The organism is Nostoc sp., assembly GCF_036916975.1.
GTDB lineage: Bacteria > Cyanobacteriota > Cyanobacteriia > Cyanobacteriales > Nostocaceae > Nostoc.
Genome location: NZ_JBALFF010000100.1, coordinates 1 through 14,841, shown reverse-complemented (window position 1 = coordinate 14,841; position 14,841 = coordinate 1). Strand labels below are relative to the sequence as shown.

At 42.6% G+C, this 14,841-nt stretch carries 15 protein-coding genes and 1 pseudogene; 10 read left to right on the top strand and 6 right to left on the bottom strand.

The window, feature by feature from the left end; translation table 11 throughout:
• Window positions 1-389: 389 nt before the first annotated feature.
• Window positions 390-1,769, bottom strand: coding sequence for a glucose-6-phosphate dehydrogenase (gene zwf / locus V7K73_RS24780; protein WP_334883956.1), 1,380 nt, complete (start codon window positions 1,767-1,769; stop codon window positions 390-392).
• A gap of 608 nt (window positions 1,770-2,377) precedes the next feature.
• Window positions 2,378-2,629, bottom strand: a complete 252-nt coding sequence (locus tag V7K73_RS24775) for a hypothetical protein (RefSeq protein WP_334883954.1) — start codon at window positions 2,627-2,629, stop codon at window positions 2,378-2,380.
• 289 nt (window positions 2,630-2,918) lie between these two features.
• Here V7K73_RS24775 and V7K73_RS24770 point away from each other — a divergent pair, with 289 nt between their 5' ends.
• The 5 genes from V7K73_RS24770 to V7K73_RS24750 all read left to right on the top strand — a co-directional run bounded on the left by V7K73_RS24770 (window position 2,919) and on the right by V7K73_RS24750 (window position 7,457).
• A complete protein-coding gene (locus V7K73_RS24770) occupies window positions 2,919-3,506 on the top strand; it encodes a sigma-70 family RNA polymerase sigma factor (protein WP_334883952.1) in 588 nt (195 codons plus the stop codon).
• On the top strand, window positions 3,503-3,847 hold the full coding sequence (locus V7K73_RS24765) for a hypothetical protein (RefSeq protein WP_334883951.1): 345 nt from the start codon (window positions 3,503-3,505) through the stop codon (window positions 3,845-3,847). Before V7K73_RS24770 ends, V7K73_RS24765 begins: the two co-directional genes overlap by 4 nt.
• A 12-nt stretch (window positions 3,848-3,859) precedes the next feature.
• Entirely contained in the window at window positions 3,860-4,330 is a 471-nt protein-coding gene (locus V7K73_RS24760; protein WP_334883950.1) for a Spy/CpxP family protein refolding chaperone, read from the top strand.
• A 273-nt stretch (window positions 4,331-4,603) separates the two neighbouring features.
• The gene (locus V7K73_RS24755) at window positions 4,604-6,157 is read left to right on the top strand and encodes a DUF1800 domain-containing protein (RefSeq protein WP_334883948.1); all 1,554 of its coding nucleotides are present in this window, start codon (window positions 4,604-4,606) and stop codon (window positions 6,155-6,157) included.
• A gap of 73 nt (window positions 6,158-6,230) precedes the next feature.
• On the top strand, window positions 6,231-7,457 hold the full coding sequence (locus V7K73_RS24750) for a DUF1501 domain-containing protein (protein WP_334883947.1): 1,227 nt from the start codon (window positions 6,231-6,233) through the stop codon (window positions 7,455-7,457).
• 17 nt (window positions 7,458-7,474) lie between these two features.
• Here V7K73_RS24750 and V7K73_RS24745 read toward each other — a convergent pair whose 3' ends face one another.
• Window positions 7,475-8,056, bottom strand: coding sequence for a retropepsin-like aspartic protease family protein (locus V7K73_RS24745; protein ID WP_334883945.1), 582 nt, complete (start codon window positions 8,054-8,056; stop codon window positions 7,475-7,477).
• A gap of 437 nt (window positions 8,057-8,493) precedes the next feature.
• Window positions 8,494-9,267 (bottom strand): nucleoside phosphorylase, encoded by a 774-nt coding sequence (locus V7K73_RS24740; RefSeq protein ID WP_334883943.1) that lies wholly within the window; start codon window positions 9,265-9,267, stop codon window positions 8,494-8,496.
• Window positions 9,268-9,396: 129 nt separating this feature from the next.
• Here V7K73_RS24740 and V7K73_RS24735 point away from each other — a divergent pair, with 129 nt between their 5' ends.
• Window positions 9,397-9,795, top strand: coding sequence for a hypothetical protein (locus V7K73_RS24735; protein ID WP_334883941.1), 399 nt, complete (start codon window positions 9,397-9,399; stop codon window positions 9,793-9,795).
• A 145-nt stretch (window positions 9,796-9,940) separates the two neighbouring features.
• Here the strand turns inward: V7K73_RS24735 and V7K73_RS24730 are convergent, their stop codons facing one another.
• Window positions 9,941-10,450, bottom strand: a complete 510-nt coding sequence (locus tag V7K73_RS24730; protein ID WP_334883939.1) for a pentapeptide repeat-containing protein — start codon at window positions 10,448-10,450, stop codon at window positions 9,941-9,943.
• Window positions 10,451-10,610: 160 nt separating this feature from the next.
• Between V7K73_RS24730 and V7K73_RS24725 the strand changes: the two genes are divergently transcribed.
• Window positions 10,611-11,108: a YraN family protein gene (locus V7K73_RS24725; RefSeq protein ID WP_334883937.1), complete on the top strand. Its 498-nt coding sequence runs from the start codon at window positions 10,611-10,613 to the stop codon at window positions 11,106-11,108.
• Between the two features lie 71 nt (window positions 11,109-11,179).
• On the opposite strand, the gene V7K73_RS24720 is transcribed toward V7K73_RS24725, so the two are convergent.
• On the bottom strand, window positions 11,180-11,569 hold the full coding sequence (locus tag V7K73_RS24720; protein WP_012412259.1) for a hypothetical protein: 390 nt from the start codon (window positions 11,567-11,569) through the stop codon (window positions 11,180-11,182).
• A 245-nt stretch (window positions 11,570-11,814) separates the two neighbouring features.
• Here V7K73_RS24720 and queA point away from each other — a divergent pair, with 245 nt between their 5' ends.
• The 3 genes and pseudogenes from queA (at window position 11,815) to V7K73_RS24705 (ending at window position 14,446) form a co-directional block, all read left to right on the top strand.
• Window positions 11,815-13,017, top strand: a complete 1,203-nt coding sequence (gene queA, locus V7K73_RS24715) for a tRNA preQ1(34) S-adenosylmethionine ribosyltransferase-isomerase QueA (protein WP_334883958.1) — start codon at window positions 11,815-11,817, stop codon at window positions 13,015-13,017.
• A gap of 243 nt (window positions 13,018-13,260) precedes the next feature.
• Window positions 13,261-13,422 (top strand): annotated as a pseudogene (locus tag V7K73_RS24710) (tetratricopeptide repeat protein); the annotation flags it as partial.
• 181 nt (window positions 13,423-13,603) lie between these two features.
• Complete coding sequence (locus tag V7K73_RS24705) at window positions 13,604-14,446, top strand: methyltransferase domain-containing protein (protein ID WP_334883935.1); 843 nt, start codon at window positions 13,604-13,606, stop codon at window positions 14,444-14,446.
• Window positions 14,447-14,841 lie beyond the last annotated feature (395 nt).

The window sequence follows — 14,841 nt, the reverse complement described above, 5'->3', positions numbered from 1 at the left end:
TTTCTTTCTTTCTTTCTTTCTTTCTTTCTTTCTTTCTTTCTTTCTTTCTTTCTTTCTTTCTTTCTTTCTTTCTTTCTTTCTTTCTTTCTTTGTGTACTTTGCGTCCTTTGCGGTTCGTTCTTCTTTCTTCTTTCTTCTTTCTTCTTTCTTCTTTCTTCTTTCTTCTTTCTTCTTTCTTCTTTCTTGTACTTAAATATGGTTTAGCGCATCTTCATACAGAATCGATATTAGGCAATCGAAATTAATATTAAATCCAGCTTGTGGCTGCTGTTTCCATGCCAAGTCATGCCGAATTACTTGATGAATGTCGTAAGCACAACGAGCAACTTCGCTCTCAGAAGGCTTTGTGCTTACTGATATTATATTACTAAGTGTATGAGTAATATATGCTACTCTTTACCCAAAGGATTGTACCACTGATCGCTTGACAAGAGCAGTTTATCTGACTCAGGTGGTCCCCATGTATTTGGTTCATACTTGTAAACGGGTGTGACGTTATCGAGAATTGGCTGGACAATCCGCCATTCCTCTTCTACGGTATCTTCTCGTACAAACAAGGTGGGAGCGCCCTGCATGGCATCACCCAAGAGACGTTCATAGGGTTCCATTTCGTCGCCACCTCCGTAAAAGGCCACGAGTTCAACCACAGAGCCGATCATATCTTCTCCAGCGATTTTAGTGCGAGCACCCAATCCCACAATTACTTCTGGATCTAGTAAAAAACGAAAATAATTAGTGTTTTCTTTTGTTCCCTCCTGGAACACATCTAGAGGTGGACACTTAAGCTTGACCATCACCTCAGTAGTTTTAACAGGCAATTTCTTTCCAGCCCGGGTATAGATGGGAACTCCTGACCACCGCCACGTATTAATAAATAACCGCAGGGCAACAAAAGTTTCTACTTGGGAGTCAGGAGAAACACCTTCTTCGTTGTGGTAATCAGAAAATTGACCGCGAATAATATCATCAGGTTGCAGTGAAGGTATAGCTTTGAGAATACGTTCTTTTTCATCCCGGATAGAATCAGCAGCCGTACTGGCGGGAGCATCCATGCACACTGAAGCCAATACTTGCAGCATGTGGTTTTCCACCACATCCCGAATTGCACCAGTCTCCTCATAGAAGCGCCCCCTTCCTTGAATGCCAAAGTCCTCGGCCATCACAATTTGGATGCTTTCAACATAGTTGCGATTCCAGATGGGTTCGAGAAAAGAGTTGGCGAACCGAAAATAGAGTAAATTCAGCAGTGGTTCTTTGCCCAGGTAATGGTCGATGCGATAGATGGATGATTCGGGAAAAACTGATGCCACAATTTGATTTAACTCGCGTGCTGATTTCAAATCCCGTCCAAATGGTTTTTCAATTATCACCCGGGCATTTTTAGCACAGCCTGATTCGCCCAATCCTGACACTACTTGTGCAAACAGGCTTGGTGGAATTGCCAGATAGTACAGGGGACAAGTGGCATCACCAAGGGCTTGATGTAATTTTTCGTAAGTTTCTGGTTTGTTGTAGTCACCTGCAACGTATTGGAGTAGTCCAGAAAGTTTGTCAAATGCGACTTGATCTATACCACCATGATGTTCTAGGCTATCACGCGCCCTTTCCCTAAGTTGATCCGTCGTCCAAGGTCGTCCGGCAACGCCAATCACTGGGACATTGAGATGGCCCCGCCGTACCATTGACTGAAGGCTGGGGAAGATTTTCTTGTAAGCCAAGTCCCCTGTTGCCCCAAAAAATACCAGTGCGTCTGACTCAGGAATTCCCATAACTAACCTCTTGAGGAATTAGCTTTTTTATGATCGCCGCCAAACTGATAGCGCATGGCTGACAAAAGTTTGTTGGCATCTGCTTCGCCGCGCCAGTAAAAGCCAGCAAAGAGCGCTGAACTTAATACCGGAGTCGGTAAAGATTCGTCAATTGCTGCGATCGCACTCCAGCGCCCTTCGCCAGAATCTGATACACGACCACCAAACTATTCTAAATTGGGGCTTGACAATAAGGCGATCGCTGTCAAATTCAATAGCCAATTCAATTGGTATGACAAAGGGCGACACTAATCAGCATTGTACTCAGGGACTGGGAAAAATAAATCATACCAAATTGGGATTTTAGATAATCGCATCTGCACCTCTGTATGTGGAATCTACGGTGTATAAACAAGGGTGATAAATTGAGTTCGCTGCCATAAGCAAGGATTTTAGGAAGATGTTGGTCATAATTGCGTTGTACTTGGATGCCGCACTTGAGTTGATGAGCAAACAAAGAATAAAGATTTTTCCTCTGATGCCACAAAAAAAGGGAAGTTACTGCCTCCCTTCTACTCTTTATCGAGCTAGTATACTAACTGCTAATGTTCAAAACTTAAAGTGATTTCTTATCGATAGTCATACTGATGCCTAAAGCGGAATTCACGTTTTTCATGTTCTCTACGTAGCCATTCACGGCGCTCACGTTCTTCGCGCTCTCTACGTAGCCATACCAGCCTTCTTTGTTCTCGTTCGCGCCACTCATGTTGGTGATTGTTTCCCAAAATTACTTCTACCTGAGCAGATGCACGCTCTGCTAAAACACTCGAAGTTAGCAAAATGCCTAACAAACAAGATGAGATAATTCTTTTGATGTTCATAACCATATACCTTTGATTGAACCAGAAATCTATAGTTTTAGACTTCTCTGTTTTAAAAAAGGTTCAAACAATACTAGCTGTGTTATTAATTGCTCGTTGTGTAGCCTGGATCTGGATCGTGTTTCAGATAAAGATATTAATGAAAAGCTACATCTTGAGAGCCGTAGTTACCTTGATGCGATGTTGCTTATGCCCAAACTTCTAACCCATTTGAACCTTTTTTCCATTCATCCGGTCTAATAAATACAACCAAGGAAACGGATAGAGGAGAAAGCCTCAGGTGTTAGTTGTGCCAGCCGAGGTTAATAAAGCAAATCAATTGATTGGTGAATCAGAAAGCGAATCTGACAGTTATCTAGTACAGCAGTGCTTGCGGGGTGATACCCAAAACTACGGTCAGCTTTACCGACGGCATCAGCAAAAAGTGAGGTCAATCCTCTATAAACTCTGTACTCCTGCCAGCCTAGATGATGTCGTGCAGGAAGTGTTTCTGCAAGCCTGGAAAGGATTGCCCAAGTTTCGCCAAACAGCAAAGTTTTCTACCTGGCTGTACCGAATCGCTTGGAACGTGGCTTGTGACCACCGACAAGCAGATGTTAAAAGGCGAACTCAATTACAGATTCTCAGTGAAAAAATTCCTACCCAACAGGAAGCCCCAGAGTTAATGAATCTGCATTATCAAGACCTTGTGCAACGGGGACTAGCAAACCTAAGTTTTGACCATCGCACGATATTGGTTTTGCATGATTTGGAAGAAGTACCTCAAAAAGAGGTAGCACAAATCCTAAACATTCCCCTGGGAACAGTCAAATCACGCCTATTCCATGCTCGTGCTGCCATGCGTCAATTTCTGGAAAACCAAGGAGTACAGCTATGACTCAGTTGCCCAATGATGATCCTGACCTAGTTAATTTTCTCTGCCAATATCGCCCAGAAGTTCAGCCAGCCTCGCCTGATTTAGAACAACAAATTTTACAACAGGTGAAAGCTTGGCCTTTGTCACCCTTACGCCACTATTCAAGGATAAGGTTTGTTCTGCCTGTTGCTGCTGGCTTAGTAGCTGCTATAGTTGGCTACCGTGCCTTTATACCGGCTCAACCGAGTCCGGCTGAACTTGCGACATTGGAAACTTTTATTGAAAGTAATTGGCAAGGTACAGTCAGTAACGAACATCTGGAAAGTGATGTATGGCATTTTACAGACTTAGATACTGAATAGGAGATCGGTTTGATGTTAATCCGTCGTGTTTCGATTTTGGCGGTGGCAATGATTGCCCTTGGTAGCACTATTGCTCTGGCCAAGCCAACTCTACTTTCACGCCAAGTCATTGCCCAAACCCCCATAAGTGTACCTCGAACAAATCATGGTAAATCAGGGGGATGGCTCAAGGATTTGAATTTGACATCCCAGCAACTGCAAAAGATTAAAGAAATCCGTAATCAATCTAAACAGCAGATAGCCCAAAAATCAGAGGAAATACGTCTTGGGCAAGAGGAATTACATGACCTGATAGCTGGGACAGCTACTAAAGAGCAAGTGCGTGCTAAATATAACCAAATTAAGCTTGTAAAGCAGCAGCTTGCTGATACCAAGTTTGAAAATACCCTTGCTATTCGGGAAATCTTGAACCCAGAGCAACGGCAGAAATTCGCCGAACGCATGTATAAGAAAAATCCTGCACCTCCAGCACAGCACAATTAAAACAATTCGCTTTTTCGCCCATTCGCAATTACGTTTTGTGACGGGGATTTAGACCCCGACACAAAACGCACTGCTTGATAGAAGCAGGGGACTTAAACCCCCACCATTTGTTAAATAATTCGTAATTCGTAATTCGTAATTTGTAATAGAGCCGGAGGCACGCTTTGCGATCGCAATTACCTGAAAGTGATAGGGATTTAGATTTAGGCATTCAATTCGCGCTGCTTGATAGAAGCTCTTTACTTAAAAAAAACCCCAAACTTTGTTAACTCTATGACTTTAAAGCCGAAATATTGGGTGTTGTTGCTGTTAATCTTACTGGGAGGAATTGACCCCAGTAATGCAGCCTCCACATCTGTTGACCCAAAAGTATTACATATAATTAATCGCCTCAGCTTTGGGCCTCGTCCCCAAGATGTGCAAAGAGTGGAATCTATGGGTGTAGAGCGATACATTCAAGAGCAACTCTCACCCGACTCTATTCCAGAATCGCAAAGTCTGACTAGCCAACTAAACCAGCTAGATGCTTTCCACTTGAATCCGGTGGAACTATTAGAATATGGCACAACTCATCTTCCAGGACAAAAACCTAGCCCTGAAGAAATAAAAGCTGCTAACAAGCGGGGTCAACAGGTGCTAAATGAGGCAGTCCAGGCGCGGTTATTACAAGCGACTAACAGTCAGCGACAACTCCAGGAAGTGATAGTGGACTTTTGGTATAACCATTTTAATGTGGATGCTGCTAAAGGACGCGATCGCCTCTGGGTGGGAGCTTATGAACAACAGGCAATTAGACCTTACGCTTTGGGTCGCTTTCGTGACCTGTTAGGGGCAACTGCTCATCATCCAGCCATGCAGTTTTATCTGGACAACTTCCAAAATCGGGCTGACAGCCGCCCCGATGCTCAGGGAAATATCCGAGGTTTGAATGAGAACTATGCCCGCGAACTGATGGAGTTACACACTCTCGGCGTAGATGGAGGTTATACTCAGCAAGATGTAATTGCTCTGGCGCGGATTTTGAGTGGCTGGGGTTTCAGTCGTTCCGGTCAGCAGACAGATAATAATTTTGGATTTTACTTCAATCCAAAGCGTCATGATTTTAGCGACAAAGTTTTCCTGGGACACACAATTAAAAGCGGTGGTGAAGCCCAAGGGGAGGAAGCTTTGGATATTTTGGCTCAAAGTCCGGCGACTGCACGTCACATCAGCTATCAGATAGCTCAATATTTTGTCAGCGATCGCCCAAACTCCAATTTAGTAAATCATCTCACACAACGTTATCTTGCCACTGATGGCAATATTCGTGAGGTTCTCAATACCCTATTCCACAGCCGGGAATTCTGGAATCCAAAAAACTTTAATGCCAAGTTTAAAACACCTTATGAATACGCAATCTCGGCGGTGCGAGCTACAGGTATAGAAGTGAATAACACAAGACCAATCTCCAACCTGCTGCAACAGTTAGCAATGCCTCTATACCGTTGCCCAACTCCAGATGGTTACAAAAACACAGCAGATGTGTGGTTAAATCCTGATGCAATGAACCGCCGCCTCAGCTTTGCCAGTGCGATCGCTAACGGAAATTTACCCTTATCAAGTATCCCAACAAATATGCAAGAGGGCGACAAAATACTGGGACAAGGGCAAGTCGGCACACAGCAAAGAACTTTACAAACTTTAGCCAGTATTCCTGTAGATGCTTTGCAACTAACCAATACATTAGGCAATTCTTTTTCAGTGAAAACCCAAAAGGCGATCGCCTCTAGTGACTCTCAAATTCGTAGTGCTTTAATCTTGGGCAGTCCAGAATTTATGCGGCGTTAGTTACGCCCTCTTAAGGCACAGATAACTTATATTCTACCAAATTTAAAACAGTCATAATTGAGTACTTTTAAAGATGAAAAGACGTGATTTTCTGATCCAAAGTGGAATTTTTTCAGCTGCGGCAATCACAGCCATAAGTAGCAATGCTTGGGTAGCTAGATCCGCTACCTACAACAGCAACCAGAAGCGCTTGATTGTAATCTTCCTCCGGGGGGCGGTAGACGGTTTAAACGTTGTAGTTCCTTACTCAGAAACAGCTTATTATCAAGCCCGACCGCAAATTGCTATTCCCCAACCTGGGAAGGAAGGGGGAGTAATAGATTTAGATGGGCGTTTTGGGTTGCATCCAGCATTAGCTGCTTTGATGCCCAAATGGCAAGAGAATAATCTGGCATTTGTTCATGCTTGTGGTTCCCCCGATCCAACTCGCTCTCACTTTGATGCTCAACAATACATGGAAAACGCTACCCCTGGTGACAAACATACTCAGGATGGTTGGATGAATCGTTTACTAGGGGGAATTTCTCAAAAAACACCCATCCAAGCAGTAAGTGTTGGAGAAACAACGCCCTGGATTTTTTCTGGTCGGATGCCTGTAGCTAACATAGCATCAGGGAGAAATACTAGCAGACTGCCAATAGATCGTCCTGAATTAGCAGCAGCATTCGATCGACTTTATGACGGTAATGATGCCCTAAGTCAGACCTATCGCCAAGGACGAATGGCGCATCAAGCGATCGTCAATGACCTAGATAGTGAAATGAAAATGGCAAATAATGGTGCGCCTTCACCTGATGGCTTCGCCAGTGATGCCCAACGATTGGGGCAATTAATGCTCAAAGACCCCAGAATTGAGTTAGGGTTTATGGCTTTAGGGGGTTGGGATACCCATGTTAATCAAGGTAGCACTCAAGGACAGTTAGCTCGGAACTTAAAAAAATTGGGTTTGGGTTTAGCAACTTTGGTCGAAGGTTTAGGGAGCGTTTATCAGAATACGACAATTGTCGTGATGTCTGAGTTTGGTCGTACAGTCAAGCAAAATGATAACGGTGGTACTGACCACGGTCATGGGAATGTTATGTGGGTTTTGGGCGGTAAAATTCGCGGTGGTATTTACGGTGAATGGCCTGGTCTATCTACATCCCAACTTTACCAAGGTCGGGATTTAGCTATTACGACTGATTTTCGGGATGTTATCTCTGCCGTGTTGTCAGATCATCTACATCTCAATGAAGCAAAATTGAATCAAGTGTTGCCAAATTACGCCTCTACTCAGAAACTAGCATTATTTGTCAAGTAAGAATTTATCTGCGAACTTTAGCGGTGATGAAATTCGACCTCTTTTTCCAGAATTTTAATATCATAGTTGCCAAAGAAATCGTGACCCAGTAAGCCGATGCTTGCTTTTGGTGCGATCGCTACCTGAAGATTATTAGCTGTAACTCCACCTACTGCAATAGATGTTACCTCACTGGTTGAGAATTCTACTTGGCTACCGTCGGCAATCTGGGCTTGCATGGTACCTGTAGCCTGGAGTTTAAGTGTATTCGCCATCCCTTGAGTGATAATAGTTTCACTCGAACCTGTATCTACAATCATTTCAAAGGTTTTTTTGTCGTTGAAGGTGACATCAATCACAGGAGTTCCACCAAAGCGGCGTTTAATTGAGACTCGAAAAACTCTCTTTTCTAAAGGGACGGCTACATTGCCACAAAGCCTTCCCAATCCAACGGTTTTACCAGAAGAAGTTATCATGTAACATGCTCCTGGATCGTCAGCTGTTGCCCGATGAGAGAATACTAAAAATATCAGCGTCGGTATTAGTATGTAGGCGTAGACCATCGTAAACATCGCAGCTAGGTTAACGGTCGTAATCCAACGCCTCCAAGCATTCTTCATGTTATATTTTTCTCCAAATTTGCTGATATTTTTTAATAGCTTAATTCATCATAATAGCTGCAAAAATTTTTCCTGTAAATCCATCTTTCTAAGATGAAAAGCAAAGTTTTTAAACCTTGATTACAACAATTTTTAAAACAAATGCTATTGTTTGTATTATAATTATCGAACAGAATAAAAGCGCCAGCCTTCAGAATTCAGTTGAGTATTCTAACCGAAAAAGCATCTTAATCACACATTTTATCTATATTCAAGTTAGCTAGTGATTTTTTTTACAGTTTATTTATGTGTCTCAAGAAGATAAAATTGTATTTTCCTCAATACATATTATCTAGAATTACTGATTGATAAATTAAAGATTAAGTAAAGACATGATAAAACTACTTAGAGCAGATTAAATCTGGCAAATTAAGAAGTGAGATAAGATAATTTTGTTATTATTCAAGGGTTTCTGCTGCATGTACAGCAGTTGCGATCGCATTTCTAACAGCAATATCTTTTTGTTCTAAGATGATATTTTCACTAACACTACGCCCAGCAACTACACCGCAAACAGCAGCAGCAGCAAAATTATACACTCCTGCCATTTTGAATAATGTGCCGCATTCCATCTCATAATTCAAGATATTTAATCGCCGATATTCTTCTGTAATACCATGCAGCGATCGCATTAAATTTGGATTCGCTGAATCAGTGCGTTCTTGTCCTTCGTAAAAAGTATCAACTGATGCCGTAATTCCTATGTAATGTTCAACCTCTAATTCTCGTGCGGCTTTAACTAAAGCGACTGTGAGAAACGGATCGGCTGCGGCTGGATACTCCACAGGCGCAATGTCATCTGCTGCACCTTGGCGACACAATGCTGCACTGCTAATAACAACGCTACCGACTGGTATATAAGATTGAATTGATCCGCAAGTTCCAATGCGAATAATTTGCCGAATTCCTACTTGTACTAACTCATTCACAACAATACTTAATGAAGGCGCACCCATACCACTAGTAGCTGATAAAATGGTGCGACCATTAGGCAAATATCCTACATAGCTATTGAGTCCGCGATTCTCCGACAACAAGCGGACATCTTGTAAATAAGTTTGGGCAATTAGACGCGATCGCTCTGGATCGCCAGATAATAAGGCAATGATGGGAGGCGATGAACCTAAATCGTCTTGTCCAAAGCCAATGTGATAAAAGCGTTTATTTAGCATTCAATTTTAGATTTTAAATTTTAGATTATCTTACTTCTACATTGCTACATATTATTTCAGTGCTTCTACAGTGCCAGAACGACTTTGATTGGGGATAAAAATATATGAAATCTTATATTTTTAAAGCGTATGTATTTTAAAATATGCGGTATGGTGGCGATCGCTGTTTTATTGAGCAGTGGTAGTGCGATCGCCGAAGGTGTTGGCGCAGCGATCGCTCAAGATGTAGAAAGATATATCACTGTAGGGCATGATAAATTGGGAAACAGCGTAGCTCTGGACACAAAAACTATTAAGGGTACGACATACAAGCTTTACGGTATCTACGGAGATGGCATTTTCGAGACTACCTTCGATGCATCTTGCACAGAATCGCGGCTTTTTCGCAATCGCATTGCAATTTACGGCCCAGAAGGACAGCTACTTGAAGAGGATAAGGAAAAAGGAGAAATCCCTTTTGTAGCAACTTCTTCACCAGGCAAAGGAATGAAAATTGTTTGTGAAAAGATTGGTGCGAGTGGTTGGTAGTTGCTCAATATTTTATAACTAGGGAATGGGGACTTGTACTGAGCGACTTGCCTTGAGCGAAGTCAATCAGTACAAGTCGCTCGATGGAGCCGGAGCCTGGGTAAGCCCAAGGGATGCCCAATTCCCAATTCCCAGCTAGAAAATACTAAGGACAAAATAACGTGTCACGCGTATCTCGTCCTGTAATGAGATTAGTTCCCTTGGCAAGTTTGCACAATTTTTTTTGCTCATCGGAACGCAGCAACGTATCGGTAAAATCTGCCCCGTCAATGATTGCACCATCAAATCTGGCGTTAGCAGCAAAAGCACCCTCCAACAGTGCATTTGTCAAATTTGCTCTGACTAAACGAGCTGAGTCTAAAGTGGAATTTCTCAAGTCGGCTCCCTCCAAATTCGCAGACTCCAAATTTGCTGCAAAGAAGCTGACACCGTTTAAATTAGCATGGCTGAAGTTGCTCTGACGAAGATTAGCTTTGGTAAAGCTGGAATCTGTTAAATCACGTCCTGAGAAATCAGCGTCAACCAAAATTTCTTTATTATATTCAAGTGCCAAAACTGTTGGAGCAAAACCGACTGTTGCGGTGATGCCAACTATTCCCCAAAAGAATAAGCTGAGTATGCTTGCCCAAATTCGGATGCTTAACTTAGAATTCATGCGATTTTTAGCCAATGGCGACCCCTCCTCTATCTCATTATCCTTGAGTCAGAGATGTTAGCGCAAAATTCCTTTAAAAATATTTTTATGAATACCAATTCAAGCTTACACGCCCCTTATTTTCCTGTTGAATTAAATAACCGAGAATACTAAAGTTTATATGCATTGTCCAGATATTGGTGAATTAGGAGAAGACCTAGTAGCCCAATGGTTGCAAACTACAGGTTGGATAATTCTGCATCGTCGCTTTTCTAGTCGCTGGGGAGAAATCGATATTATTGCTGAATATCATGGAGTAACTGGAAAAGAGCAGAGGAGCAGAGGAGAATACCCCACTCCCCACTCATTATTGGCATTTGTGGAAGTCAAAACCCGCAGTTCAGGTAGTTGGGATGCAGGGGGAAGAAGCGCAATCACCCCACAAAAGCAAGCAAAAATCTGTCGGACTGCTGAAATGTTTTTAGCCCAGTACCCTGAGAAGGCAGATTATTCTTGTCGATTTGATGTTGCTATTGTCTACTGTCAAAGGATATCAAAAAATCTGACTGGGGTTACAGCAAGCGAGGAAGCTCTAGCTACTTCATCAGCAGCAGGATACAAGTTTAAGCTGCAAGAATATATTCTGGCAGCTTTCGACTCTTCAATTGATAATGGTTAATCGGTAATCGATAAAATATCTTGATTACCAATGACCAATAATATTGTAGTGGCGTTACAACATTTAGAGCATCACGCCAAAGTTTCTGGACAGTAGCCTAAGCCCCTGACAAATTGTTGCCGGAACGCTTCGATTTCATCTCTCTCTGGGCTACCATGAGAGACGATCGCAACCTGATAGCGACGCATCACGTCCACTGGGCATTGTCCGGCTTCCAAACTCCAAAGTGCCATTTGCACCCTCATTGGCGGTTCGTAGCTAATTCCTAATTCATTTAGAAAAGCGCGAAAGTCGCCATCTTCTTGGGGCGAAACTTGACCTTTGAGTTTTATCCTAACCACCCAGCCATCAATTTGATGAATTACGGTGACGAAAGAAACTGGTGTCTGGGGTCTAGCGTGCAGGTGTTGAACGACCCTCAGGGTTAGACTGGCATTTGCCAGATAGTACAAGTATTCCATGTTTGTTGGTGCTTGGGATCAAAGCCAATCCTACATATATATATTCGTCAATCAGTGCCTGTTCCCGGTAGGGTAAAAGCCCCCGTTTTTAGATGGGGAGGTTTACCCAATTTTTATATTAATCTTTCCGTGTTACCTAATATTACCCATCTTATAGTCAACTAATGAAACTGGGCGAAAATCCCTTAAAGTTCCTTTAGAAGGGAAAGCTAAAACCAGCTTTTTTAAGAGAGTATAAATACTAAATAAACCAAAAACTAGTACAAGCCAATTTGAAAGACACCTCTAGCTCACAAGAAAAAAATTTTGAATTAGATTGCTCGGTAGCTGGCTATGACTACGAACTACCTCCAGAACTCATTGCCCAAAATCCAGCAGTTCCTCGTGATAGCTCGCGGCTACTCGTGGTTGATTCTCCGACTACAGGCATCGAAACACCACCCCTGCACCACATTTTCCATGATTTACCTAAACTGCTGCGGTCTGGTGATTTGTTGGTTATGAACAATACAAAAGTCATTCCAGCGCGGCTTTATGGTCATAAATCCACTGGTGGTAAAATCCAGGTGTTGCTGTTGGAAGAACGGCAGTATAACTGTTGGTTAGCTTTAGTTAAGCCAGGAAAAAGCTTCAAACAGGGAGCGAAGATTATTTTTGAAGCCAAAGGAGCGGGGAGAGATGAGGGAGCAGGGGGAGATAAATTAATTTCTTTATCCCCCTCATCCCCTCACCTCCTCACGGCTACGGTTCTAGAAACAGAGAAAGCAACAGGGGGGCGTTTGTTGCAATTTGATGTGCCAGAGGGAAAATCTTTGGTGCAACTGTTAGAGGTATTTGGTGAAGTGCCGCTACCACCGTACATTACTACTTCAGCAGCTGCTGATGAGCAGTATCAGACAGTTTATGCTAAACAACCAGGAGCGATCGCAGCTCCGACGGCAGGATTACACTTTACAACAGAATTATTACAAAAGTTGCGCGATCGCAATATCAATCAAGCTTTTATAACGCTACACGTTGGTGTGGGTACATTTCGCCCTGTGGAAGTGGAGGATGTAACTACCCACGAGATGCATGAAGAATGGATTGAAGTCCCCGCCGCTACAGTAGAGCAAATCCGCGCCACTAAAGCAGCTGGCGGTCGAATTATTGCTGTGGGAACAACGGCAGTAAGGGCTTTAGAAGGGGCGGCTCAATCTGGGAATTTACAACCATTTTGTCAGAAAACAGACCTGTTTATTTATCCGGGCTATCAATGGCGGGTGGTGGATGGTTTAATTACTAATTTTCACCTGCCGCGTTCCAGTTTGCTGATGTTGGTAAGTGCGCTAATTGGCAGACAACGGTTATTGAATATATACAACGAAGCGATCGCTTTTGGATATCGCTTTTATTCATTCGGCGATGCAATGTTAATTTTGCCGTCAGCTGTGGGAGTTAAAAGTTAAAAGTTAGGAGTTAGGAGTTAGGAGTTAGGAGTTAGGAGTTAGGAGTTTGGAGTTAGGAGTTTGGAGTTTGGAGTTTGGAGTTTGGAGTTTGGAGTTTGGAGTTAGGAGTTAGGAGTTAGGAGTTAGGAGTTAGGAGTTAGGAGTTTGGAGTTTGGAGTTTGGAGTTTGGAGTTTGGAGTTTGGAGTTTGGAGTTTGGAATTTTTTCTTTTGCGGTGGGTACTCTGAGTTATGAGGAGTGAAAAAATTTAGGTTTGGCGCTGTATGAACAAGGACAGTTTGAGGATGCGATCGCAGCATACCAAAAAGCAATTAATTTAGATAGTAGTAATGCCAACGCTTATTTTAACTTAGCGATCGCCTTGCAACAACAAGGTCAAATAGAGCCTGCGATCGCTAATTATCGCCTGTTTGCCTAAAAGAATTTTATCAATCAATTTTACCAATCTGAATACCAGGGCTATTCATTCTAGAGGGGAGTTTTTTTAGACTTCTATTTTGATACTTTAGAAAGAAAAACTAATATCAATTTCTAAATAGAAAAATATCTTCTAAACTTCTTCAAGTAAGACTTCAAGAACTTAGAACATGAGCGCAACACTTTACCAGCAAATTCAGCAATTTTACGATGCTTCCTCCGGGCTGTGGGAACAGATTTGGGGCGAACACATGCACCACGGCTATTACGGCGCTGATGGTAGCCAGAAAAAAGACCGTCGTCAGGCTCAAGTTGATTTAATCGAAGAACTGCTAAATTGGGCTGGGGTACAAGCAGCAGACAATATCCTAGATGTGGGTTGTGGTATTGGCGGCAGTTCTTTATACCTTGCACAAAAGTTTAATGCTAAGGCTACAGGGATTACACTGAGTCCTGTACAAGCCGCCAGAGCAACGGAACGCGCAATGGAAGCTAATTTGAGTCTGAGAACACAATTCCAAGTCGCAAATGCTCAAGCAATGCCTTTTGATGACGATTCTTTTGACTTGGTTTGGTCGCTAGAAAGCGGTGAACACATGCCAGATAAAACCAAGTTTCTTCAGGAGTGCTACCGAGTATTAAAGCCTGGTGGTAAGTTAATTATGGTGACTTGGTGTCATCGACCAACTGGTGAGTCTCCACTAACGGCGGATGAACAAAAGCACTTGCAGGATATTTATCGGGTGTATTGTTTGCCTTATGTGATTTCTTTGCCAGAGTACGAAGCGATCGCACATCAACTACCATTACATAATATCCGCACCGCCGATTGGTCAACAGCTGTCGCCCCCTTTTGGAATGTAGTGATTGATTCTGCATTTACTCCCCAAGCCTTTTGGGGTTTACTAAATGCTGGTTGGACTACCATCCAAGGGGCATTATCACTGGGATTAATGCGTCGCGGTTATCAGCGTGGGTTAATTCGGTTTGGCTTATTGTGCGGTAATAAGTAAGGATGCACGGTTTCCCTACTACCTTATGCCAATTCACGAAAATCTTGATACATATATAGGAATCCGGTTTGATTCCTGAAATTATTTGCGTAGGCTGCAAGTGGGGAGTAGGAAAGAAGACTTTTTGAGTGTACGGAGTTTTTTCACGCAATCAAATCATAGTCCTATAGATTTCTCGTAGGGGACAGGCAATGCCTGTCCCCTCCCAGGTATTTGTATCATTATTAAAGTGAAAGAGAAATGGCATAAATCCTAGCTTTTTGCTTTCTCATTGTGATATTTGAGCAAGCATTCAAGCATATTGCTTTCTCATTTCAGTAGATTCAGCAAGCATTCAAGCATATTGCTTTCTCAAAATGCTTGATTGCTTTCTCATTTCAGTAGATTCAGCAAGC